Annotated in this window: 18 protein-coding genes and 1 pseudogene; 6 read left to right on the forward strand and 13 right to left on the reverse strand. The window is 71.6% G+C overall.

Annotation, left to right across the window (positions count from 1 at the left end):
• Positions 1–15 precede the first annotated feature (15 nt).
• Positions 16–1,368 carry an amidase gene (locus tag ACIRVH_RS42215; RefSeq protein WP_403965243.1) on the forward strand — a complete coding sequence of 451 codons (1,353 nt, stop codon included), beginning with the start codon at positions 16–18 and terminating at the stop codon, positions 1,366–1,368.
• A 105-nt stretch (positions 1,369–1,473) separates the two neighbouring features.
• Here ACIRVH_RS42215 and ACIRVH_RS42220 read toward each other — a convergent pair whose 3' ends face one another.
• From ACIRVH_RS42220 to ACIRVH_RS42230, 3 genes are read right to left on the reverse strand one after another with little or no spacing between them, the layout of a single operon-like run.
• A complete protein-coding gene (locus ACIRVH_RS42220) occupies positions 1,474–1,635 on the reverse strand; it encodes a hypothetical protein (RefSeq protein ID WP_403965245.1) in 162 nt (53 codons plus the stop codon).
• Between the two features lie 15 nt (positions 1,636–1,650).
• Positions 1,651–2,136, reverse strand: a complete 486-nt coding sequence (locus tag ACIRVH_RS42225) for a GNAT family N-acetyltransferase (RefSeq protein WP_403965247.1) — start codon at positions 2,134–2,136, stop codon at positions 1,651–1,653.
• A gap of 57 nt (positions 2,137–2,193) precedes the next feature.
• Entirely contained in the window at positions 2,194–2,367 is a 174-nt protein-coding gene (locus ACIRVH_RS42230; protein WP_107407368.1) for a hypothetical protein, read from the reverse strand.
• Positions 2,368–2,774: 407 nt separating this feature from the next.
• On the opposite strand from ACIRVH_RS42230, the gene ACIRVH_RS42235 reads away from it, so the two are divergent.
• The gene (locus ACIRVH_RS42235) at positions 2,775–3,173 is read left to right on the forward strand and encodes a hypothetical protein (protein ID WP_403965250.1); all 399 of its coding nucleotides are present in this window, start codon (positions 2,775–2,777) and stop codon (positions 3,171–3,173) included.
• Between the two features lie 523 nt (positions 3,174–3,696).
• On the opposite strand, the gene ACIRVH_RS42240 is transcribed toward ACIRVH_RS42235, so the two are convergent.
• The 6 genes from ACIRVH_RS42240 to ACIRVH_RS42265 all read right to left on the reverse strand — a co-directional run bounded on the left by ACIRVH_RS42240 (position 3,697) and on the right by ACIRVH_RS42265 (position 12,708).
• Positions 3,697–5,190, reverse strand: coding sequence for an SDR family NAD(P)-dependent oxidoreductase (locus ACIRVH_RS42240; RefSeq protein ID WP_403965252.1), 1,494 nt, complete (start codon positions 5,188–5,190; stop codon positions 3,697–3,699).
• A gap of 345 nt (positions 5,191–5,535) precedes the next feature.
• Positions 5,536–6,867: a wax ester/triacylglycerol synthase family O-acyltransferase gene (locus tag ACIRVH_RS42245; protein WP_403965277.1), complete on the reverse strand. Its 1,332-nt coding sequence runs from the start codon at positions 6,865–6,867 to the stop codon at positions 5,536–5,538.
• Positions 6,868–7,015: 148 nt separating this feature from the next.
• Entirely contained in the window at positions 7,016–9,337 is a 2,322-nt protein-coding gene (locus ACIRVH_RS42250; protein ID WP_403965254.1) for a GH92 family glycosyl hydrolase, read from the reverse strand.
• Positions 9,338–9,495: 158 nt separating this feature from the next.
• Positions 9,496–10,716, reverse strand: a complete 1,221-nt coding sequence (gene glgC / locus ACIRVH_RS42255) for a glucose-1-phosphate adenylyltransferase (protein ID WP_403965256.1) — start codon at positions 10,714–10,716, stop codon at positions 9,496–9,498.
• Between the two features lie 50 nt (positions 10,717–10,766).
• The gene (glgA, locus tag ACIRVH_RS42260; protein ID WP_403965258.1) at positions 10,767–11,918 is read right to left on the reverse strand and encodes a glycogen synthase; all 1,152 of its coding nucleotides are present in this window, start codon (positions 11,916–11,918) and stop codon (positions 10,767–10,769) included.
• Between the two features lie 40 nt (positions 11,919–11,958).
• Positions 11,959–12,708, reverse strand: coding sequence for a (2Fe-2S)-binding protein (locus ACIRVH_RS42265; RefSeq protein WP_403965279.1), 750 nt, complete (start codon positions 12,706–12,708; stop codon positions 11,959–11,961).
• Between the two features lie 229 nt (positions 12,709–12,937).
• On the opposite strand from ACIRVH_RS42265, the gene ACIRVH_RS42270 reads away from it, so the two are divergent.
• Positions 12,938–14,137: a DMT family transporter gene (locus ACIRVH_RS42270; RefSeq protein ID WP_403965260.1), complete on the forward strand. Its 1,200-nt coding sequence runs from the start codon at positions 12,938–12,940 to the stop codon at positions 14,135–14,137.
• Here the strand turns inward: ACIRVH_RS42270 and ACIRVH_RS42275 are convergent.
• Positions 14,127–15,293 carry a transglycosylase family protein gene (locus ACIRVH_RS42275; RefSeq protein WP_403965262.1) on the reverse strand — a complete coding sequence of 389 codons (1,167 nt, stop codon included), beginning with the start codon at positions 15,291–15,293 and terminating at the stop codon, positions 14,127–14,129. The genes ACIRVH_RS42270 and ACIRVH_RS42275 overlap by 11 nt on opposite strands.
• A 282-nt stretch (positions 15,294–15,575) precedes the next feature.
• Between ACIRVH_RS42275 and gndA the strand changes: the two genes are divergently transcribed.
• Positions 15,576–17,015 carry an NADP-dependent phosphogluconate dehydrogenase gene (gene gndA, locus ACIRVH_RS42280; protein ID WP_403965264.1) on the forward strand — a complete coding sequence of 480 codons (1,440 nt, stop codon included), beginning with the start codon at positions 15,576–15,578 and terminating at the stop codon, positions 17,013–17,015.
• A gap of 517 nt (positions 17,016–17,532) precedes the next feature.
• On the opposite strand, the gene ACIRVH_RS42285 is transcribed toward gndA, so the two are convergent.
• Both ACIRVH_RS42285 and panD read right to left on the reverse strand, forming a co-directional pair.
• Entirely contained in the window at positions 17,533–17,877 is a 345-nt protein-coding gene (locus tag ACIRVH_RS42285; RefSeq protein ID WP_393470879.1) for a GNAT family N-acetyltransferase, read from the reverse strand.
• A 31-nt stretch (positions 17,878–17,908) separates the two neighbouring features.
• The gene (gene panD / locus ACIRVH_RS42290; RefSeq protein ID WP_386576860.1) at positions 17,909–18,328 is read right to left on the reverse strand and encodes an aspartate 1-decarboxylase; all 420 of its coding nucleotides are present in this window, start codon (positions 18,326–18,328) and stop codon (positions 17,909–17,911) included.
• A gap of 209 nt (positions 18,329–18,537) precedes the next feature.
• Between panD and ACIRVH_RS42295 the strand changes: the two are divergent.
• A pseudogene (locus ACIRVH_RS42295) lies at positions 18,538–19,102 on the forward strand (alpha/beta hydrolase); the annotation flags it as partial.
• Between the two features lie 121 nt (positions 19,103–19,223).
• Here ACIRVH_RS42295 and ACIRVH_RS42300 read toward each other — a convergent pair.
• Positions 19,224–20,258 carry a GDP-mannose 4,6-dehydratase gene (locus tag ACIRVH_RS42300; RefSeq protein ID WP_403965266.1) on the reverse strand — a complete coding sequence of 345 codons (1,035 nt, stop codon included), beginning with the start codon at positions 20,256–20,258 and terminating at the stop codon, positions 19,224–19,226.
• A 225-nt stretch (positions 20,259–20,483) separates the two neighbouring features.
• Between ACIRVH_RS42300 and ACIRVH_RS42305 the strand changes: the two genes are divergently transcribed.
• Entirely contained in the window at positions 20,484–21,254 is a 771-nt protein-coding gene (locus ACIRVH_RS42305; protein WP_403965268.1) for a thioesterase II family protein, read from the forward strand.
• The last annotated feature ends 122 nt before the right edge of the window (positions 21,255–21,376 follow it).

Here is a 21,376-nt window from a genome sequence, read left to right on the forward strand (position 1 = left end):
AGCCGAGGAGTGCCCGTGAGCAGCTGGGCCGGCCGCACCGCCGCCGAGATCGCCGCCGCCGTACGCGCGAAGGAGGTCACGCCACGGGAGGTGGTGGCGGAGCACCTCGCGCGAATCGAGCGGCTGGACGGTCGGATCGGGGCGTTCCGGAAGGTACGGGCCGAGGCCGCGCTCGCGGAGGCGGACGCGGTGGCGTCCCGTGCCGATCTGGCCGAACTGCCGCTCGCCGGTGTGCCGGTGGCGGTGAAGGACAACCTGGCGGTACGCGGCGAGTCCCACCGCGACGGATCGGTCGCGACTTCGGACACCCCGGCTGCCGAGGACCATGTGACGGTGGCCCGGCTGCGGGCGGCCGGTGCGGTGGTCGTGGGTCTGACGAACGTGCCCGAGCTGTGCGTCTTCGGCACCACGGAGGGCGTGTTCGGCACCGCCCGCAATCCGTGGGACACCTCCCGCAGCGCGGGCGGCTCGTCCGGTGGCAGCGCGGCCGCGGTGGCGGCGGGCCTTGTGCCGATCGCGCTCGGCAACGACGGGATGGGCTCGCTGCGCATCCCGGCGGCCAACTGCGGGCTGGTGACGCTGAAGCCGGGGCACGGGGTGGTGCCGGCCGGGATCGGCAACGGCGACTGGTTCGGGATGTCGGAGAACGGTCCGCTGGCCACGACGGTCGAGGATGTGCGGCTGATGCTGTCGGTCCTCGCGGACGCCGAGTTCGTCCGGCGCGAGGAGCGGACACCGCTGAGGATCGCCGTCGCCCTGCGCAGCCCGGTCGCCGGCGTGAGCGTGAGCAAGCCGTATACGACCGCGGTCCGGCAGGCGGCCGGGGTGCTGGCCAGGGCCGGGCACCGGGTCCGGCGGGCCGAGCCGCCCTATCCGCTCTCCCTCAGCATCACGTCGCTCCAGCACTGGACGGCGGGTACCGCGGTGGACGCGGAGGGCCTCGACCCGGCGCGGCTGGCCCGGCGCACCCGGGTGCACGCGGCCGTGGGCCGCCGTTTCCTCGCCTCGGTCCGCACCGGCGACCAGCGCGAACGCCTCCGCGCCCGGCTGACCCCCTTCTTCATCGAGCACGACGTCCTGCTCACCCCGGCCCTGGCCCGCCGCTCCCCCAAGGCCGCCCCGTGGCACAAGCGCGGCTGGGTGCGCAACATCGCGGCCAACTCCGCCTACTCCCCCTTCACCCCGCCCTGGAACCTGACGGGCTGGCCCGCGATGTCGATCCCCCTCGGCACCCTTCCCTCCGGCGCCCCCTGCGCCGTCCAACTGGTGGGCCGCCCGGGCACGGAGGAGGACCTCCTGGCTCTGGCGGAGCAGTTGGAGAGCCTGCATCCGTGGCAGCGCACGGCGCCCGTGACGGATCAGGCGTAGCGAACCTCACGCCTGTCGTGCCGGTCCCGGAGGTGACACCGCCGGGCCCGGGCGGCTCGTCGCAGTAATGGCCGTGCAGGTCGCGGCCGCCGACATCGGTGGTGATCACCGCACCGGGAGCGAAGTACGCGGGGTCTGGCGAGAAGGAGGCCCTCGCCGGGTGGCCAGGTCGGGGTGATCACCGGAGACATCGAAGGACATCGCGGGGTTCCGCCGTACGTGCTCGACGATCTTGATCTCGGCGGCGGTGTACCTGTCCGGCGTCACGATCGCCTCCCCCGGCTAGTCGAGCGCCTTGTACATGATGTGCAGCCCCACCCTGCCCTGGCGGGGATGGTCGAACGCCTTCGGGATCGTGGCGAGGATCGTGAAGCCGAGGGACTGCCACAGGCCGACCGCGGGGTTCGTCTCCACCACGGCGTTGAAGACCATCGCGTGGTAGCCGTGGGTCTTCGCCTCGGTCAGGATGTGTTCGGCGAGGGCTCGGCCGACGCCCTGGCCGGCGTGGTCGGGGTCGACCATGAAGCCCGCGTTGGCGACGCCCGCGGCGGGTCCGCCGTAGTTCGGGGTGAGGTAGGCCGAGCCGACCACCGTGCCGGTGCGGTCCTCGGCCACGTACACGCGCTTGGCCGGGCTCATCCACAGGGCGCGGGCCGCCTGCTCGGAGGTGCCGGGGTCCCAGGCGTAGGTCTCGGCGGCGGCGACGATCCGGTGCCAGAAAGGCCAGATGTGCGGCCAGTCCTCGGCCGCGGCTTCTCTGATCAGCATGGGCGTGAGTCTGCCACGCCCATGCGTGCGGCGATCGCGGCGAACCGGCCCGGAGGGTCAGTCGACGCTGGGCAGGATGTGGGGTTCGGCGAGGTCGTCCTCGTAACCCGCGAGGCGGATCGGGGCGGAGCGGGCCCACACGTCGAGGCTGCCCAGTTCTCCGGGCCGTCGGCGGCCGCGCTCCGTGCGTTCCTTGGGGCGTTCGTCGCGATTCGTCTTCTCCGGTGTCACCGCGCACTCCTTATGTGTCGGGTCACCCTCGGGCCGTACCGGACAGCTTGCGCTCCGGTGCTCGTCGCCCGCTCGGGTCTGGATGGAAGGCCGGTCGGACGCGGTGGCGCCGGTTCGGACGAGGGGTGTGGGTGGGACCCCGTACTGCTGTCCATGCCCTCCAGATTAACCAAATGAGCGGAGGTCCGCTCGATAGGGAGTGCAAACAAGGTGTAACTATCGGAAGTCGATTGCCCTCCAATGCCCCTCAATATGCCGCTATTTGTCACATCGCGCATCACCCACCCGCCGGTGGGATTCACCCGCTCGGCGTACATGCGGCGCAGTTCAGGTGCCGTTGGCCAGGTCGCAAGCTCGCCATGATCTGCTGGCGGAGGGCAACAGCCGTCTCCCGGAAGGACTGACGCATGGAGCTGCGCAGCGTCGAGGAGCTGATGGATCTGCTGTACGCCGGCCGGCACCAGCACGCGCTGCGAACCGCCGCGCTGCTGCGCCGCAGCCGCCCCGCCGACAAGGAGCTCCAGGTGGCGGGCCTGGTCCACGGCATCGGACCGGTGCTGAGCCCGGGCGACGAGGCCGGGCGGGCCCGCAGCGCGGCCGCCGCGGTGCGCCCACTGCTCGGCGAGCGGGTGTTCCGGCTGGTGCGCGGATACTCCCACCCCGGCGGCCCCGCCGACGACGATCTGCTGCGGCTGCGCCAGGCCGCCGAGGAGGGCCGCGCCGCGGGCTTCGACGCCGGGGTACTGGAGGACTGGCGCACCGTACTGGAGCTGGTCGCGGCCCGGCACTCGCGGCTCGGCGCGTAAGCGCTCCGCTGTGGGGGGGGCCGCGATGGGCCGTCGGTTGTCTGCTGCGTCGTCGTGGCTGGTCGCGCAGTTCCCCGCGCCCCTTCGGGCGCGCGCCCCTGGTCCCTGACGGGCCGTCGTGCTGGACGTCCCCGTCGACGACGCGGCGACCGACCGCCCGTACGGGCCGCTGATGGAGGCCGGCGCCGAGGCCTGGCCGGAGGCGTTCGCGGGCAACGTCGAGGCGCTGCTGCGGCTGGCGCAGGCACCTACGGCACCACCGAGGCGCCCCTGCTGCCGATGGGGTGTCCCCTGCTCGAACGAGGCTGGGGCAGCGGTGTGCGCCGTGCACGAACGTCTGCGCCGGGTGCCCGAGGTCCGGACGGCGGCGCGAGCCGGCCCCCGAAGGGCCACAGGCCCACTGGGGCCTGCAAGAGGAGTTCAACCACGAAGAACGCGTCGCCTGCGCACCGGGCACCCCGGCACGACTTCTGGAGGCTGGATCACCGGTGGCCCGTCGGGCCACCGGTTTTCCGCCCCCGGTTCACCACTTGCCGGGCACGTAGTCCTTCAGGAAGACGCCGTACACGTCGTCGCCCTGCTCGCCCCGCACGACAGGGTCGTAGACGCGGGCCGCGCCGTCCACCAGGTCGAGCGGCGCGTGGAAGCCGGCCTCCGCCAGGCGCAGCTTGTCGTAGTGGGGACGCTCGTCGGTGATCCAGCCGGTGTCGACCGAGGTCATGAGGATGCCGTCGGTCTCGAACATCTCCTGGGCGCTGGTGCGCGTGACCATGTTCATGGCGGCCTTCGCGGCGTTGGTGTTCGGGTGTCCGGCGCCCTTGTAGCCGCGACCGAAGACGCCCTCCATCGCCGAGACGTTGACGACGTGGGCACGGCGGCTGGTGGCCCGCTTCGCGGCGTCCGCCATCGCCGGGCGCAGGGCGCTGATCAGGATGAACGGCGACGTGTAGTTGCACAGCTGGGTCTCCAGCAGCTCGACCGGCGAGATCTGGTCGATGGTCTGCACCCAGGTGTTGGTGTCAACGACGTCGGGGACGAGACCGCCCGCGTCGATGGCAGTGCCGTCGAGGTGCCGGGCGACGCTGGCGTTGCCCGCGACGAGCGCGAGGTCGGCGACCTTCTGCGCGTCCAGGCCGCTGGTGCTGACGGGCAGCGCGGCGATGCCGTCCACGGCGCCGGAGTTGAAGGCTCCGATGACATGGTGGGCGGGGAGCTCACCGGCGGGCAGCGGGGCGCTCTCGCCCTCCACCAGGGCCGCGTACGCGGTGGGCAGGCGGCGCACGGTCTGCGTCGCGTTGTTGATCAGGATGTCGAGCGGACCCGCCTCGGCGACCCGCTCGGCCAGGGCCACGGCCTGCGCCGGGTCGCGCAGGTCGATGCCGACGACCTCCAGCCGGTGCATCCAGTCCGCCGAGTCCTCCATCGCCTTGAACCGGCGGATGGCGTCCTTGGGGAAGCGCGTGGTGATGGTCGTGTGCGCGCCGTCGCGCAGCAGGCGCAGCGCGATGTACATGCCGATCTTGGCGCGGCCGCCCGTGAGCAGGGCACGCTTGCCGGTCAGGTCGGCGCGGGCGTCGCGCTTGGCCCGGTTCAGAGACGCGCAGTCCGGACAGAGCTGGTGGTAGAAGTAGTCGACTTCCACGTACCGCGCCTTGCAGGTGTAGCAGGAGCGCGGGCGCTGGAGTATCCCGGCGACCTTCCCGGCCTCGGTGACCGACGACGGCAGGATGCCCTCGGTCTCGTCGTCGATGCGCTGGGCGGAGCCGGTCGCGGTGGCCTCGGTGACCGCCTTGTCGTGGGCGGTCTTGGCGGCCCGGCGCTCCTGGCGGCGGCGCTGCTTGACCGTGCGGTAGATGCCGGCCGTGGCCCGGCGCACCGTGATGGCGTCGGGGTGGTCGACCTCCAGCTTGTCGAGCTCCTCGAGCACGCCGAGGCAGACGGCCAGGCGCTCGGGGTCGATGCCGGGGCCGTACACGACCTCGTCCGTGGCCGTGAAGCCGTCCTCTGTCACCGTCATCGCGCTGCCGCTTCCCTGATCACCCGCGCAGCGCTCCGACTCGCGCCCGCTTTCGAACGGGGAATTTTACGGAGCACAGGGCCTACCCGCCAAACCGCTCCCCCACACCGGGCTTCACCGAGGGCGAGAGTCGCATCACACCGGCCCCATCAGCCACATCCACTACCAACGGCCTCACTGGCCACACGACATCACAACGGCTCCGGAACTGCCGCCCGCCCCACAACCAACCCGGACCCCGCCGGCGGCCTACGGCGCATCCGCCCCGCCGGGGCCACCCGCACCCGGCGACGAAAGCCGCGCGGGTGGTGCGGGTGGGAGGCCGGACCCGGCCGGAGGCGGGGCTCAGGCCTCGCAGACGGACAGCAACATCTCCACCTCGTCCGACACCGCCCGCGCGAACACGTCGAGGTCCGGCACGGCCCGCGCGTCGGCGACAAGCCCGTAGTGCACGCGCCCGCGATACGTGGAGATCGCGACCGCCAGGGACTGACCGGGGGCGAGCGGAGCGAAGGGGTAGACCTCGGCGAGCTGGTGCCCACCGAGCTTCAGCCCGAGCCCGGGCAGCGGCACGCTGGTGACGAGGATGTCGAACCAGAGCCGCGCGGCCTGGCCGACCAGCGGCCCGCCGAGCCGGTGGCCGAGCGCGGGCACGTGGTCGGCGAGCAGGGCGACGGCCCCGGCACCCCGGTTGGGGCCCGCGTCCTTGTTGCGGATCATCGCCGTACGCACGGTGTCGAGCCGGCGGAGCGGATCGGGGTCGTCCACGGGGAGCCGTATCAGATACCCGGAGAGCCGGTTGCCCTGTGGGTGGGCGGCGCGCGGGCGGCGCCGGGAGACGGGGATGAGGGCACGGGGCGCGACGCCCTCGCTGCCGTCACCACGTTCGTCCAGCCAGCGGCGCAGCGCGCCGGCGACGACGGCGATGAGGACGTCGTTGACGGTGCCGCCGACGCTCTTGCGGACCCGGTGGACGTCGTCGATGTCCAGGACGACCCCGGCCGTGCGGCGGGTGCCGCTGGGGGCGGAGGTCAGCGCGGACGAGGGGCGCATCCCGAAGGTGGAGCGGGCCAGGGAGGCGCCGATGTCGAGGGCCCGGCCCACGTCGGACAGCGTGCCCTTGACCAGCTCGGGGACGAGTCCGGGCAGCCGGCGCACGTCGGAGAGCAGGCTGCGCGGCGGCTCGATGGCACGGGGGCCGCGCTCGGGCAGGTCGACCGGGTCCAGGACGCCGGCCGCGAGCTTGAGCGCGCGCAGTCCGTCGGCGAGGGCGTGGTGGAACTTGAACAGCACGGCGAAGGACACGCCGTCCTCGCCGGGCAGGACGTGCGCCTCCCACGGCGGCCGGCCACGCTCCAGCGGGCGTTCCATCAGCCGTCCCGCGACCTCCTGGAAGTCGGCGGTCGGGGCGTGCAGCCGTACGTGGTTGAGCGGGTCGAAGTCCGGATCGGTCTCCCGGGTGGCGCCGCCGAAGGCGAGGGGCTGCCAGATGTCCCGGATGCGCATGCGGAGACCGGGCACGGATGCGGCACGCGCGGCGAGCAGGTCGGCGGCGTGGGCTCCGGCGGTGGGCGAGTGCGCGGTGAACACGCCGAGGGCGCCGAGGTGCATCGGGTGCCGTTCGGACTCCATGTTCCAGAAGGCCAGGTCGAGCGGAGCGAGCAGGTCGGAAGTCAAGGGATTGCCTCGCACGTCGTCGACGGTTGGATATATGCAGTCAATCCCCGTCTCCCAATTACGGTCAAGTACGATCAGGCTACGCTCAGTTAACAGCAGATTAAGTCCCGCCCCTGTGAGAGGGGCGGGACTCAGGAGACTCCTGAGGTCACCTCAGCACCGGTGGTACCGCCTGGGGTGACGTACCCCACTCGGACGGGCGCGGGCCGACCGTGAACGCGAGGGAGCGCGTGGAGCGCAGCGCATCGGTCGTCAGATAGGTCCGCGTGTGCGGCGTCCCGTCCGTGCGGACGGCCTGGACGTAGCGGTCGCTCGCCGAGGTGCCGGGCGCGGTGACCGTCAGCCGGCCGCCGGGCCAGAAGCGGCGGTCCAGGGTGAGGTCGACGCGGTCGAAGACCGGGGTGGACAGGCCCCAGGTGTCGTAGCCGGGCTGGATCGGGAAGATCCCGATCGACGACAGCACGTTCCAGGCGGACATGGTGCCGAGGTCGTCGTTGCCGGTCATGCCGGTGGGTCCGTCGGTGAAGAGGGTCAGCGCCGCGTGGACGACGTCCGTGGTCTTCCAGGGCTGCCCGGTGGCCAGGTAGGTGTAGGGCGCGATGAGGTCGGGCTCGTTCATCGGGTTGTACTTGTCGGCGTTGTAGTAGTTGTACGCGTCCCCGTGCACCCACACCTCGCGGGCGGTCCTCCCGGGGTCGGCCAGCAGCCGGTCGTAGGCGAAGAAGGAGTCCAGGCGGTCGTTGGCGGCGCGCTCGCCGCCGATGAGGCCGATCATGCCGGGCAGGTCCTGCGGGACGAGCCACTGGTACTGCCAGGCGGTGCCCTCGTGGAAACCGATGCCGCGGGCCGGGTCGGCCGAGCCGGTGAAGGCGCCGGAGGCGTCCCGGGCACGGAAGAAGCCGATGGAGGGGTCGAAGACGGTCCGGAAGTTCTGCGCCCGGGCGGCGTAGCGGGCCGCGTCGCCGGTGTGGCCGAGACCGCGGGCCATCTGGGCGAGCACGGCGTCGGCGAGGGCGTACTCCAGGGTGACGGAGGCGCCGTGGTGGTAGTCGGAGTCGCCCATCTTGGTGAGCGGGTGGCTCTTGTCGTAGGGCGCGAACCCGTGCGCGATGTACTCGGCGTTGGCCTCCCGGCCGACGCCCGGGTAGCCGGTGGGCGGCACCCCGTCGGCGTTCTTCCGCAGCGCCCGGTAGGCGCGTTCCTCGAACCCCTTGAGCAGGCCCATCTGGTAGGCGGTGGTGAGGAACGGGGTGACAGGGTCGCCGCTCATGGTGTTCGTCTCGACCGGGCCGTAGCCCCACTTGGGCAGCCAGCCGCCGTCCTCGTCGACCTTCACCACCGACAGGGCCATGTCGCGCGCCTCGCGGGGCGCGAGCAGGGCGAGAAGCTGGGCCTGGGTGCGGTAGGTGTCCCACAGCGACCAGTTCTGGTAGTACGTGAACCGTTCCGCTCGGTGGACCCGGCGGTCCCAGCCGGTGTAGCGGCCGTCCGCGTCGCTGCCGATGTTGGGCGCGAGGAACGAGCGGTACAGCGACGAGTAGAAGGTGCGGCGCAGGGTGGGGTCGCCACCCTCGACACGGACCGCTGCGAGCCGGCGCTCCCACTCCGCGCGGGCCCGGTCCCGTACGGCGTCGAAGGACCGGCCGCCCTCGGAGCGAAGGTTGACTGCGGCGCCGCGCGCGTCGACGTACGACAGGGCGGTGGTCGCCTCGACGGTACGGTCCTTTGTCGTGTCGAAGCGGACGTAGGCGCCGCCGCCTCCGGTGCGGGCGCCCGGGGTGACCGTGGCGCCGTTCCAGGTGCCGTACGCGGTGAAGGGCCGGCTGAAGCGGGTGATCGTGTAGACGGTGTAGGGGCCGGTGTCACGGCAGAAGCCGTGGCCGCTGATCTCGGTGCGCACGGTGTGGTCGTCGAGGATCTCGACGGCGCTGCCGACCGGCTTGTGCAGCGACTGGGCCGCGTTCAGCAGGACGTTGGCCTTGTCGGTGGCCGGGAAGGTGAACCGCTGCACTCCGGTGCGCCTGCTAGCGGTCAGCTCGGCGCGGATGCCGGAGTCGAGGCCGACGCGGTAGTAGCCGGGGCTCGCCTCCTCGTCGGCGTGCGAGAAGCCCGCCGCGTACTTGGCGTAGTCCGTCTGCGTGACCTCGCCCGTGATGGGCAGTACGGGCAGGTCGCCGCCGATCCGGCAGCCGACGCCCGAGAGATGGACCAGTGAGAAGCCGCGGACGGTGTTCTGCGTGTAGTCGTAGCCGGTGCTGTGCCCGGTGTCCGGGGAGAGCTGCACCATGCCGAAAGGCACGGCCGCGCCGGGGAAGGTGTTGCCCTCGTTCTGGCTCCCGATGAAGGGGTTGACCAGGTCGGTGAGGTGGCCGTCGGTCCGCTCGGCGGCCCGTGCGGCGGGGGTGGCGATCAGCGTGGACGCTGCCAGCACCCCGGCCAGGCACAGCCGCGTGCGCCGGGTCCCTCTCATGTCGGATGACCTCCGAAGGTTCGACATCGTTGCCTGCATCGTGAAGGCCGAACGAGGCGAACCCCGGCATTCCGGGAGGGTGATGACAAACGCGTCGCGGTCGGAGGCGGTCTGACGGTGCGTCCGCCAGGAGGTCGGGCGGTCCGGAGGTCAAGGGGTCAGGAGACCCGCTGGCCCTTCCCCAGGGCGATCACCCCGCTCTTGGAGACGGTGTACAGCTCGGCGTCCCGCTCCGGGTTGACGCCGATCGTCGCGCCGGGCGGCACCTCGACGTTCTTGTCCAGGACGGCACCGCGGACGACCGCACCCCGGCCGATGTGCACGTTGTCGTGCAGCACCGAGCCCTGCACGACCGCGCCCGGGTCGACCCGGACCCCCGGCGACAGCACGGACCGGGTGACCTGACCGCGGATCAGGCAGCCCGCGCTGATGATGGACTCGCTCGCCATGCCGCCCGCATTGAAGCGGGCCGGGGAGAGCTGGTAGGAGTGGGTGTAGACGGGCCACTGGCGGTTGTAGAGGTTGAAGGCGGGCCGCTCGGCGGTCAGGTCCATGTGCGCCTCGTAGTAGGCGTCCAGGGTGCCCACGTCCCGCCAGTAGCCCTGGTCGCGGCTGGTCTCCCCGGGCACGTGGTTGGCGCTGAAGTCGTACAGCTGTGCCTCGCCGCGGCCGGTGAGCTGGGGCAGGATCGAGCCGCCCATGTCGTGCACCGACTGGCTGTCCTCGGCGTCGCGTTGCAGCGCCTCGATGAGGGCCTTGGTGGAGAAGATGTAGTTGCCCATCGAGGCGAACACGCACTCGGGGTCGTCGGCCAGCCCGGGCGGGTCGGCGGGCTTCTCCAGGAAGCGCTCGACACCGATGCCGTCCGAGCCAGGCGTGATCACCCCGAAGGAGGAGGACTCCGAGCGCGGCACCCGGATGCCGGCCACCGTCACGCCCGCGCCGCCCTCGATGTGCTGCTGCAGCATCTGCCGCGGGTCCATGCGGTAGACGTGGTCGGCGCCGAACACGGCCACGTACTCGGGCTGTTCGTCGTGGACGAGGTTCAGCGACTGCAGGATCGCGTCGGCGCTGCCCAGGTACCAGCGCGGGCCGAGGCGCTGCTGGGCCGGGACCGGGGTGACGTAGTTGCCGAGCAGGCTGGACATCCGCCAGGTGGTGGTGATGTGCCGGTCCAGGGAGTGGGACTTGTACTGCGTCAGCACGCAGATCCGCAGGACGTCGGCGTTGACGAGGTTGGACAGGACGAAGTCGACGAGCCGGTAGGTGCCGCCGAAGGTGACGGCTGGTTTGGCGCGGTCCGCGGTGAGCGGCATCAGGCGCTTGCCCGCTCCGCCCGCCAGAACGATTCCGAGAACCGAAGGTCCACCACGACGCATGGCCGCTCCCCTCACCCTGGTCGAACCATGGTTGCCCCGAGCAGACCGGACTAGGCCTGCTTGAGGATCTCCTCGTACAGCCCGGCGGTGCGCCGGGCCACCGCGTCCCAGCCGAACTCGCCCACCGCACGCTCCCGTCCGGCCTCGCCCATCCACCGGGCCGTCTCCCGGTCGCCGAGGACGGCGTCCAGTGCCCGTGCGATGCCTGCCTCGAAGTCGTCGTCCACGTCGACGAGGAGGCCCGTCCGGCCGTCCTCGACGACCTCGGGGATGCCGCCGACCCGGGAGGCCACCACGGGCGTGCCGCACGCCATGGCCTCCAGGTTGACGATGCCGAGCGGCTCGTACACCGACGGGCAGACGAACACGGCCGCGTGCGTAAGGAGTTGGATCACATCCGTGCGCGGCAGCATCTGCGGGATCCAGAACACGCCCTCACGGACCCGGCTCAGCTCCTCGTACAGCTCCCGGAACTCTCGGTCGATCTCCGGGGTGTCGGGGGCTCCCGCGCACAGCACGACCTGGGCGCGCGGGTCGATGTCCCGTACCGCGCGCAGCAGATGGGGCACGCCCTTCTGGCGGGTGATCCGGCCGACGAACAGGACGTACGGGCGGGCGGGGTCGAGGCCGGTGCGGGTGAGGGCGTCGGTGCCCCGGTTCGGCCGGTAGAGCGTCGTGTCGATGCCGTTGTGCACGACGTGGACCTTCGCCGGGTCCAGCGCCGGATAGCAGGCGAGGATGTCCTCCCGCATGGCCCCGGACACGGCGATCACCGCGTCCGCGGCCTCGACCGCGGTGCGCTCGGCCCAGCTCGACAGGGCGTATCCGCCGCCCAGTTGCTCGGCCTTCCAGGGGCGCAGGGGCTCCAGCGAGTGGGCGGTCATCACGTGCGGGATGCCGTGCAGAAGCTTGGCGAAGTGGCCGGCGAGATTGGCGTACCAGGTGTGGGAGTGGACGAGCTCGCGGCCTTCGAGGGCGGCGGCGATGGAGAGGTCCACGGAGAAGGTGCGCAGCGCGTCGTTGGAGCCGTCGAGGACGGTCCAGGGGCGGTGGCGTACGACACCGACGCCGCGCCCCTCGCCCCAGCAGTGCACCTCCAGGTCCACCAGGGAGGTCAACTCGCGGGCGAGGAACTCCACATGGACGCCGGCGCCGCCGTACACGTCCGGGGGGTACTCCCGGGTCAGCAGTCCCACACGCACCCGACAACCCCCTTGCCACGGCGGCACGTTCCCTTCATGGTCACCCAGAAGCGGCGTCCGGGGAAGAGCGCGGCGGGCGGGTGAAGCAGCAGTCGCCGCAGATTCCGCCGCCGGGGACCCGGTAGTACAGGCAGCAGCTGCGGCGGCGGAAGGCCGTGCCGGTGCGGGTGCCGGCGGCGCGCAGGAGGGGGTGGGCGAAGAGTTCGCCGGTGAGACCGCGGGCCCGGTCCGCCACCTCGGTACGGCCCCTCGCGCGGGCCCAGCGGTCCAGTTCGCGGGCGGCTCCGGCGAGCGCCGAGGCGGCGTTGCCCCACAGCAGGCCGGCCGCGACACCGTAGCGGGACCTCAGGGTCTCCCCTAGGGGCTCGAGATGGCCGTGCAGCACGGTGTCCGCGAGGGTCGCCGCGTCCCCGGGCAGCGGGCGCACCTCGGTCAGCCACAGGTCGTCCGGGGCGGTGGCAGCGGCGTCCCAGCGCAGCAGGCGCGGATCGAGGTCGGGCAGGAGGCCGTACAGGGACGCACAGGCCAGGGCCGGGGACCACAGGCGGGCGGCAAGACCCTGCTGGCTGATGGAGGCGGCGACCCGCAGCTCGGCCGTGCGCAGGCGCTGCCCCACTGTCTCGACACGGAAAGTCAGCTGATTGCGACAAACATCCGATGTACCCGCTTCATAGGTCTCCGCGAGCGTCGGCAGGGGCCCGGAAGCCGGCTCCGCCACCGATCCGACGGTGCGTAGGACGAAGAAGCCGCCGAGCGGGCGGAGGGCGGCGAGTTCGGGGTCGAGGTCCACGAGGAGCACTAGTACCAGGCTTGTTCGTGGCGCCGACCCCGGGGTGTCCACCCGTGGTCACCCCTCTTGGGGATGATCGCGCGGTCGGCGTACTCCATCGGTAGTAGGAGGCATTGCGTGCTCAGGTACGACGACGGGAAGAGACCCGAGCGGGCAGAGTGTTGACCATGGAAGCCGACCGTACGCCGCGCCGGACCCGGGGGTCCCGGCTCACGCAGAGGAGCTGCAGATGAGCGCCCTGGCGTTGTCCGTGCTCCTGTCGTTCGTCTCCGCCGTCGCCTACGCCGGCGGAGCGATCGTGCAGGAGCAGGTCGCGGTGTCCTCTCCCGACGGTTCGTACATGCCGCTGCGCCGGGCCGGCTGGTGGGCGGCGCTGGCACTCAACGGGCTCGGCGGCGTGCTGCACGTCGTGGCGCTCGCCTACGGCCCGCTCAGCCTGGTGCAGCCGCTGGGCGCGCTGACCATCGTCTTCGCCCTGCCCATGGCGGCGCTCTTCGTCTCCCGCAAGGCCGGGGCGACCGCCTGGCGCGGCGCCATCATGGCCACGGTGGGCCTTGCGGGCCTGCTGTCCCTGGTCGGCACGTCCGACGCGCACTCCCTCGACGCCGCCCAGCGGACGGCCGTCGCGCTGGTCACCGGCGCAGCGGTCGTGGCGCTGATGATCGCGGGCCGGGCCGTGCACCGGCACCCGGCCGTGCGCAGCGTGCTGCTGGCCACCGGCTCCGGCATAGCCTTCGGCATGTCGTCCGTGTTCACCAAGACCGTGGCGGTCGACTGGGACAGCGGGATCAGCCTCGGCGACCTGCCCTCCCTCGCGGTGATCGGTGTGTTCGCGACCGCCGGCATCCTGCTCTCCCAGGCCTCCTACCGCGGCGGCGGCCTCGCCGCGCCGCTGGCCACGCTGACGGTGGTCAACCCGGTGCTGGCCGCCGCGGTCGGCATCATGATGTTCGGCGAGACGTTCCGCTACGCCTCCACGGGCACCGTGCTCGCCCTGGGCTGCGGCGTGGTGGCCGCGGGCGGTCTCATCCTGCTGACGACGGAGCGGCTCGACCCCGCCCCGGCGGCGGAGCCGGTCACGGAGGCGGGGGCCGGCGCCGCGAGGGTGCTCGGGAGCGTGCCCGCGCAGCGGTCGGAGTCGAAGCCGTCGGAGGCCGGGGAGGACGTGGGCGATCCTGCCGCGGCGGACCTGCGGGTGCCCGGCAGCTCCCTCCTCCCGGACGTGCCCGCTCTCCCCGACGTACGCGCTCTCCCGGACGTGCCCGCCCTCGAGGACGTGCTCGTGGCGGCTCCGGACGGCGGTCGCGAAGGGCGCGGCGCCGGCATACCGGCCGTCTACGCCCTCCCCGCCTCGTACCTCCCGCTGTCCGCCAGCTTCCATCTGCCGGTGCCCGTCGTGCACCGGCACCGGCCGAGGGTCAAATCCTGACGCCGCCGGCCCGGAGATAGGCGACCGGGTCGATGTCCGAGCCGAAGCCGGGCCCCGTGCGCACCTCGAAGTGCAGATGCGGGCCCGTGACGTTTCCGGTGGACCCGGAGCGGCCGATGCGCTGGCCCGCGGACACGCTCTGCCCGGCCCGCACGGAGATGGCGGACAGGTGGGCGTACTGGGTGTAGCGCCCGTCGGCGTGCCGGATCACCACCTGGTAGCCGTAGGAGCCGCCCCAGCCCGCGGCGACCACGTGTCCGGCCGCCGCCGCGTGGACGGAGGTGCCGGTCGGCACGAGGAAGTCGACGCCGGTGTGGTAGCCCTTCGACCAGTGCGACCCGGCCACGCGGTAGCCGGTGCCGATGGCGGCGTGCACCGGGGCGACGAGCGAGTGGCCGCTGCCGTGGCTCGGGCGCTGGTGGGTCTTCTTCTCCGAAGGGGCTTTCCGCTTCGGGGACTTGGACTTGCCGTCGGTGTGCGTGTCGGGCGCCGGGGAGGCGGTGCCGCGCAGGCTGAGTCGCTGGCCCGGCAGGATCAGGTCGGGGTCGGGCCCTATGGCGGCGCGGTTGCCCGCGTACAGCCGGCGCCAGCCGCCCTGGACATGGTGCTCGCCGGCGATGCCGGAGAGCGTGTCGCCGTGCACCACCGTGTACATCTCGGCCTTGCCGGCACGGGACTGCGGTGTCGTCTGCGGCTGCACGTCCGGCACGGAGCCGGTCCTGCCGGTCTTCGCCGGGCGGGTCGCGGCACTGTCCGTGTGGAGCTCGGGCGCGTGGCCGCCCCGGGTCAGCCCCGCCCGGACCGAGCACACCGGCCAGGCACCGGGTCCCTGCCCGTCCAGGGCCTTCTCGGCGACGGCGACCTGCTGGTCCCTGGTGGCGAGGTCGGCGCGCGGCGCGTACCGGGTGCCGCCGTAGGCCTCCCAGGTGGACAGGGTGAACTGCAGCCCGCCGTAGTAGCCGTTGCCGGTGTTGATGCTCCAGTTGCCGCTGGACTCGCAGGCGGCGACCTTGTTCCAGGTGGACGCGTCGGCCGCGTCGGCGGTGCCGGCGGCGACCAGCGGGATGGCGAGACCGGCGCCGCCCGCCGTGACGGTGAGTGAGGCGCGGTTGATCCTGTTCGGCTGGTACCGGCGATGCCGGCCGCGTACGGCCATGTCCGAATTCCCCTCGGCATGCGTCAGGAGCGGCAAAAGTAAGCGCCGCGAACAGGCCATGACAAGACGGAAAATCAGCCGCATGCCGCTCCCAAGTGGCCGGGAACGGGCCTTCCTTGACGAGATCGGCCGCGAGCGACGGCGACACTGAGGAGACGGGCGCCTTCCGCGCGTAATCATGCGTGGCGGGTCGGATGTGCGCTCGCCGTAGCGGCACGTCAGGATGGGCGAGGGCCCGTACTGACGGAGCCGTAGTCACGAGGCAGTTAGGGAGCAGGCGGTATGAGCAGTTCAGCGCAGATCGGTGTCACGGGCCTCGCGGTCATGGGCCGCAACCTCGCCCGGAACTTCGCGCGCAACGGCTACACGGTCGCCGTGCACAACCGTACGGTGTCGCGGACGCAGGAGCTGGTGGAGGAGTTCGGGCACGAGGGCGACTTCATCGCGGCCGAGACCGCCAAGGACTTCGTGGCGGCCCTGGAGCGCCCGCGCCGTCTGGTCATCATGGTCAAGGCCGGCGGTCCGACGGACGCGGTGATCGAGGAGTTCGCCCCGCTCCTGGAGCCCGGCGACATGATCATCGACGGGGGCAACGCGCACTTCGCGGACACCCGCCGCCGTGAGAAGGCGCTGCGCGAGCAGGGCATCCACTTCGTCGGCATGGGCGTCTCCGGCGGCGAGGAGGGCGCGCTGCACGGTCCGAGCATCATGCCGGGCGGCCCGAAGGAGTCCTACGACTCGCTCGGCCCGATGCTGGAGAAGATCTCCGCGAAGGCGGCCGACGGCGCGCCGTGCGTCACGCACGTGGGCCCCGACGGCGCCGGCCACTTCGTGAAGATGGTCCACAACGGCATCGAGTACGCCGACATGCAGCTCATCGGCGAGGCCTACCAGCTGCTGCGGGACGTCGCCGGGTACTCCCCCGCGCAGATCGCGGACATCTTCCGTACCTGGAACACCGGCCGCCTGGACTCGTACCTGATCGAGATCACCGCCGAGGTCCTGTCCCACGTGGACGCGGCGACCGGCAAGCCGTTCGTCGACGTGGTGGTCGACCAGGCCGAGCAGAAGGGCACCGGCCGGTGGACGGTGCAGATCGCGCTGGACCTGGGGGTGCCGGTGTCCGGCATCGCCGAGGCCGTGTTCGCCCGGTCGCTGTCGGGTCACGCGGCGCTGCGGGCCGCCTCGCAGGGCCTGGCCGGGCCGAAGCCCTCGCCGCTGAGCGAGTCGGAGGCGGCCGCGTTCGCCGACCGGGTGGAGCAGGCGCTGTACGCCTCGAAGATCGTGTCGTACACGCAGGGCTTCCACAAGATCGCCGCGGGCAGCGAGGAGTACGACTGGGACATCGACCTGGGCGCGGTCTCCTCGATCTGGCGCGGCGGGTGCATCATCCGGGCGGCCTTCCTGGACCGGATCCGTGCCGCCTACGACGCCCGGGCCGATCTGCCGAGCCTGCTGTCGGACGACGCCTTCGCGCAGGAGATCGCCGCGGCGCAGGACGACTGGCGCGAGGTGCTGGTCGCGGCGACCCGGCAGGGAGTGCCCACGCCCGGTTTCGCGGCGGCGCTGGCGTACTACGACGCGCTGCGGGCGGAACGCCTGCCGGCGGCTTTGACGCAGGGGCAGCGCGACTTCTTCGGGGCGCACACGTATCGGCGGGTGGACCGGGAGGGGTCGTTCCACACGCTGTGGGGTGGGGACCGGAGTGAGGTTTCCGCTTAGGACTGCCAGGGGTGCTTCGGGCGCCTAGTGGGGTGCGGGGCGTGGTCGGGTCGCGGGTGCTTCGTGGCTGGTCGCGCCCACGCGGCGGAGCCGTGCCGCAGATCAACACAGCCCCGCGCCCGTCCGGGGCGCTGGATCCGCCCGGGGTTTTCAGGTGAGGGGTGGGCCCGGTTCCGGGCTCGGTTCGGGTTCCGGACCTGGAGGGATCGGGGACGGCGAGGGTTCCGGAGGGCCGGGGGCCGGTGGTGGGGTGGGCGCCGGCGGTGGGACGGGCTCCGGGACCGGGGCCGGGCCCGGTTCCGGGGGTGGGACCGGGGTGGGGTAAGGGTCCGGTGGAGTGGGGCCCGGGGCCGGTGGTGGTCCCGGGGACGCTGGGTCGGGGTACGGGCTCGTCATCGGGGGCCTCCGAGCAGTCGCTGGCGTCGCCTGGACTACTCCCCGCGTACCCGGGGCCCGCTCGGCCACTCACCCGACGACGGCGGGCGACGGCCCCGGTGGCCGGATGGCGCCGGTGTGCTCAGAAGCGTCCGGGGTGGGCCCGCAGCCAGTCCTTCGCGGCCTCCAGCAGCTCCGGGTCGGCGGTCGGGGCCACGTCGGGGTGGCGCTCGGCCCACTTGACGACGTACGGGCACAGCGGGGCGACCGGGATGCCCTCGCGCTCGGACACCGCGTACAGCTCACGGGCCAGCGAGCCGGCGATGCCCTTGCCCTCGTGGGCGGGCTCCACGATGGTGTGGACCGGGACCAGGGCGCGCGCGGGCGACTCGAGGACGAAGTACTCGATGTGACCGACGACTTCGCCGTCACCGACGGCCTCCAGGCGCCCCGCCGCCCGGTCGTCACGGATCTCGATGTCACTCATGGGCACGCACGCTCCTGGTCTCGTCCGCCGGTCAGGCCGAGACGGCCTGCGGGCTGCGCTCCTGGTCCGAGCCGGGCACCGGTTCGGAGGGGTCGGCGCCGAGGGACACGATCCGGTTGCCGCCGTCGACGTGCACGACCCGCGGCTTCAGCTCCCGCGCCTCGGCGTCGGTGACCTGAGCGTAGCTGATGATGATCACCAGGTCTCCGGGGTGGACGAGGTGGGCGGCCGCGCCGTTGATCCCGATGACTCCTGAGCCGCGCTCGCCCTCGATGACGTACGTCTCCAGCCGGGCGCCGTTGGTGATGTCGACGATGTGGACCAGCTCGCCGGGCAGCAGGTCGGCGGCGTCGAGGAGGTCGGCGTCGATGGTCACCGATCCCACGTAGTGCAGGTCGGCCTGGGTGACGGTGGCGCGGTGGATCTTGGACTTGAACATGGTACGAAGCACGAAGAAACTCCCGATTCGTCTGCTCCCTGCCTGCTTCTGCAGGTCAAGGGCGGTCTCCGGAGGCTACATCGTTTCGCATGTCCGGTCAGCAGGCGCCGGGTGTTCGAGGACTCACACCGACCCGTTGACGCGCCAGCCGTATGCGCACACGCGTACTATTCGACCCCGTGCATCTGCGACCCGTCTGGGAAGCGCCCGACCAGATTGGTCTGACGCAGTTCGTGTACATCCACGGCGCGGGCTGTATGTTCGGCAACGCCCACACGTATGACCCGTCGGGTGCGCGAGCCGGCGGTGGGCGCCGAGGCCGCGGTGGTCCTCCCCGAGTACGACCTCTCCCCCGAGGCCCGCTACCCGGTCGCCATCGAGCAGAACTACGCCGTCGCCCAGTAGGTGGTGGACGAGGGCGCGTCCCACGGCCTGGACGGCTCCCGGCCGACCGTGGCCGGGGACTCGGTGGGCGGCACCATGACCGCTGCGCTCACCCTGATGGCCGAGGTACGCGGCGGACCCGCGCCGGCACAGCAGCTGCTGTTCTACCCGGTCACCGACGCGAACTCCGACACCGGTTCCTGCCGCCAGTTCGCCGAGGGCTACTTCCTGCGCCGGGACGGCATGCAGTGGTTCTGGGACCAGTACACGACCGACGAGGCCGAGCGCGCCCGGCCCACCGCGTCACCGCCATGGGCCACCGTCGACCAACTGCGTGACCTGCCACCGGCATTGGTGATCACCGGCAAGGCGGATGTGCTGCGCGACGAGGGCGAGGCCCACTTGCTCCCAGTCAGTCGATCACTCGGGGGTGCCGGCAGATGAGCAGGTCGGCGGCGCTGTACGCGAGTTCGTGGGGTGGTCGTCGGAGGAGTGGGGGCCGGTCGGCGTGTCGGTCATGGTGTCACCAGCTGTCGGCGGCTGCCAGCAGCTCGCCATGGTCGCGGGTCCGCGATGCCTGCTCCAGGTCCGACTCGACCATCATCTGCATCAGTTCCTGGAACTTCACCGTGGGCGCCCAGTCCAGCGCGGCTCGGGCCATGCTGGAGTCGGCGCACAGCGTCTCCACTTCAGCCGGGCGGACCAGCGATGGGTCGATCACTACGTGGTCCTCCCAGTTGAGGCCCACAGCGTCGAAGGCGATCTGCACCGCGTCGCGGACCGAGTGCATGACGCCGGTCCCGATCACGTAGTCCCCCGGCTCGTCCTGCTGGAGCATCAGGTGCATGGCCTTGACGTAGTCGCCGGCGAAGCCCCAGTCACGCACCGCGTCCAGGTTGCCCAGCGCCAGCTTGTCCTGCAGTCCCAGCCTGATCTGAGCGACGGCCAGTGAGATCTTCCTGGTCACGAACTCAGCACCGCGGCGCGGGGACTCGTGATTGAACAGGATGCCGGAGACACCGTACATGTCGAACGACTCACGGTAGTTACGCGTGATGAAGTGGCCATAGGCCTTGGCCACCCCGTACGGGCTACGGGGGTGGAACCGGGTCGACTCCCGCTGCGGAGTCTCCACGACCTTCCCGAACATTTCCGAGGACGACGCCTGGTAGAACCGGATCCGACCGGACCGGGTCGATCTGGACGTGTTCAGCCCACTGACCATGCGAATGGCCTCCAGCATGCGGAGCACACCGGCGCCGTTGACTTCGGTCACCAGTTCCGGCTGTTGCCAGGACATCGGCACGAACGAGATGGCTCCGAGGTTGTACACCTCGTCGGGCTGGACGTGGTCCAGCGCCGAGACCAGGCTGGCCTGGTCCATGAGGTCGCCGTGTACAAAGGACAGATCGGATGCGAGGCGGCTGACCCGTGACTTTCGCGGATTGGCCTGGCCCCGTATCAGACCCCATACCTGGTAGCCCTGTGCCAGCAGGTGTTCTGCGAGGTACGAGCCGTCCTGGCCTGTGACCCCAGTGATGAGAGCACGCTTGGACACGAAATTCCCTTCTGCCGCGACGGGAAAAATGACCGCTACGCCGGGTGAGCTTTCGCGGAAGCAGTCCTTGGTAGTGACATTCACAGCCGCAAGTCCGCAGTGTCAACGGAAATCGGGGCACCCTAGTGCATCACTGGGAATTGGCACGATCATTTCTCGGGACTGGGGATTCTCCAGTCAGGAATGGGACTTACTCGCCTCTGACGACTGCCCCGAGGAGACCTCATGCCCATGCCAGGCACCGACGCAGAGCGCTGGCTGCGCCGCTTCCGACCCAACGCCAGTGCCCACGTACGGCTCGTCTGCTTTCCGCATGCGGGCGGCTCCGCGAGCTTCTACCGCCCCGTCGCGATGGCCCACGCCGCTGCCGACGTCGTGGTCCTCCAGTACCCCGGCCGCCAGGACCGCAGACATGAGCCATTGGTGCGCAGCGTCGCGGAGTACGTCGCTCGCATCGGGCCGATACTCGAGCAGGAAAGGCCCCTGCCGACTGTCTACTTCGGACACAGCATGGGTGCGGTGCTCGCGTTCGAGACAGCCCTCGCACTCGCTGACACGCCCGCCGCGCCCCGAGCGATCGTGGCATCCGGCCGACGCGCGCCGGCCACGCACCGCAACGAGCGCGTGCACCTGCGGGACGACGAGGGCCTGCTCGACGAGTTGCGGAAGCTCAACGGCACCCAGGCGGACCTACTGGGCGACGAGGAGATCGTGAGGATGGCCTTGCCGGCGGTGCGCAGCGACTACCGGGTCATCGAGACGTACCAGGCCGTGCCGGACAGCACGGTCGACTGCCCGATCAACGTACTGGTGGGGGATGACGACCCGAAGACAACCGTCGCGGAGGCCGACCGGTGGCGCGAACACTCCACCGCCGCCTTTTGCCTCCGCACGTTCCCCGGCGGCCACTTCTACCTGGCCGAGCACCAGGCCGAGGTGAACGCCGAGTTGGCGGCCATGCTGTCCGCCGTCTCCAAGGGAGCCGCCATCAGGTAGTCGTTCCGGGGCCGCGGGGGGGCGGGGCGGGGGGGGGGCGGGCCCCCGGGGGGCGACCCCCCCCGGGGGCGGCGCACGCCCCCCCCCCCCCCCACCCCCCCACTGGCACACAAAAACTCGCC

It is taken from the genome of Streptomyces sp. NPDC101165, from assembly GCF_044768135.1.
In the GTDB taxonomy this organism is placed as follows: domain Bacteria; phylum Actinomycetota; class Actinomycetes; order Streptomycetales; family Streptomycetaceae; genus Streptomyces.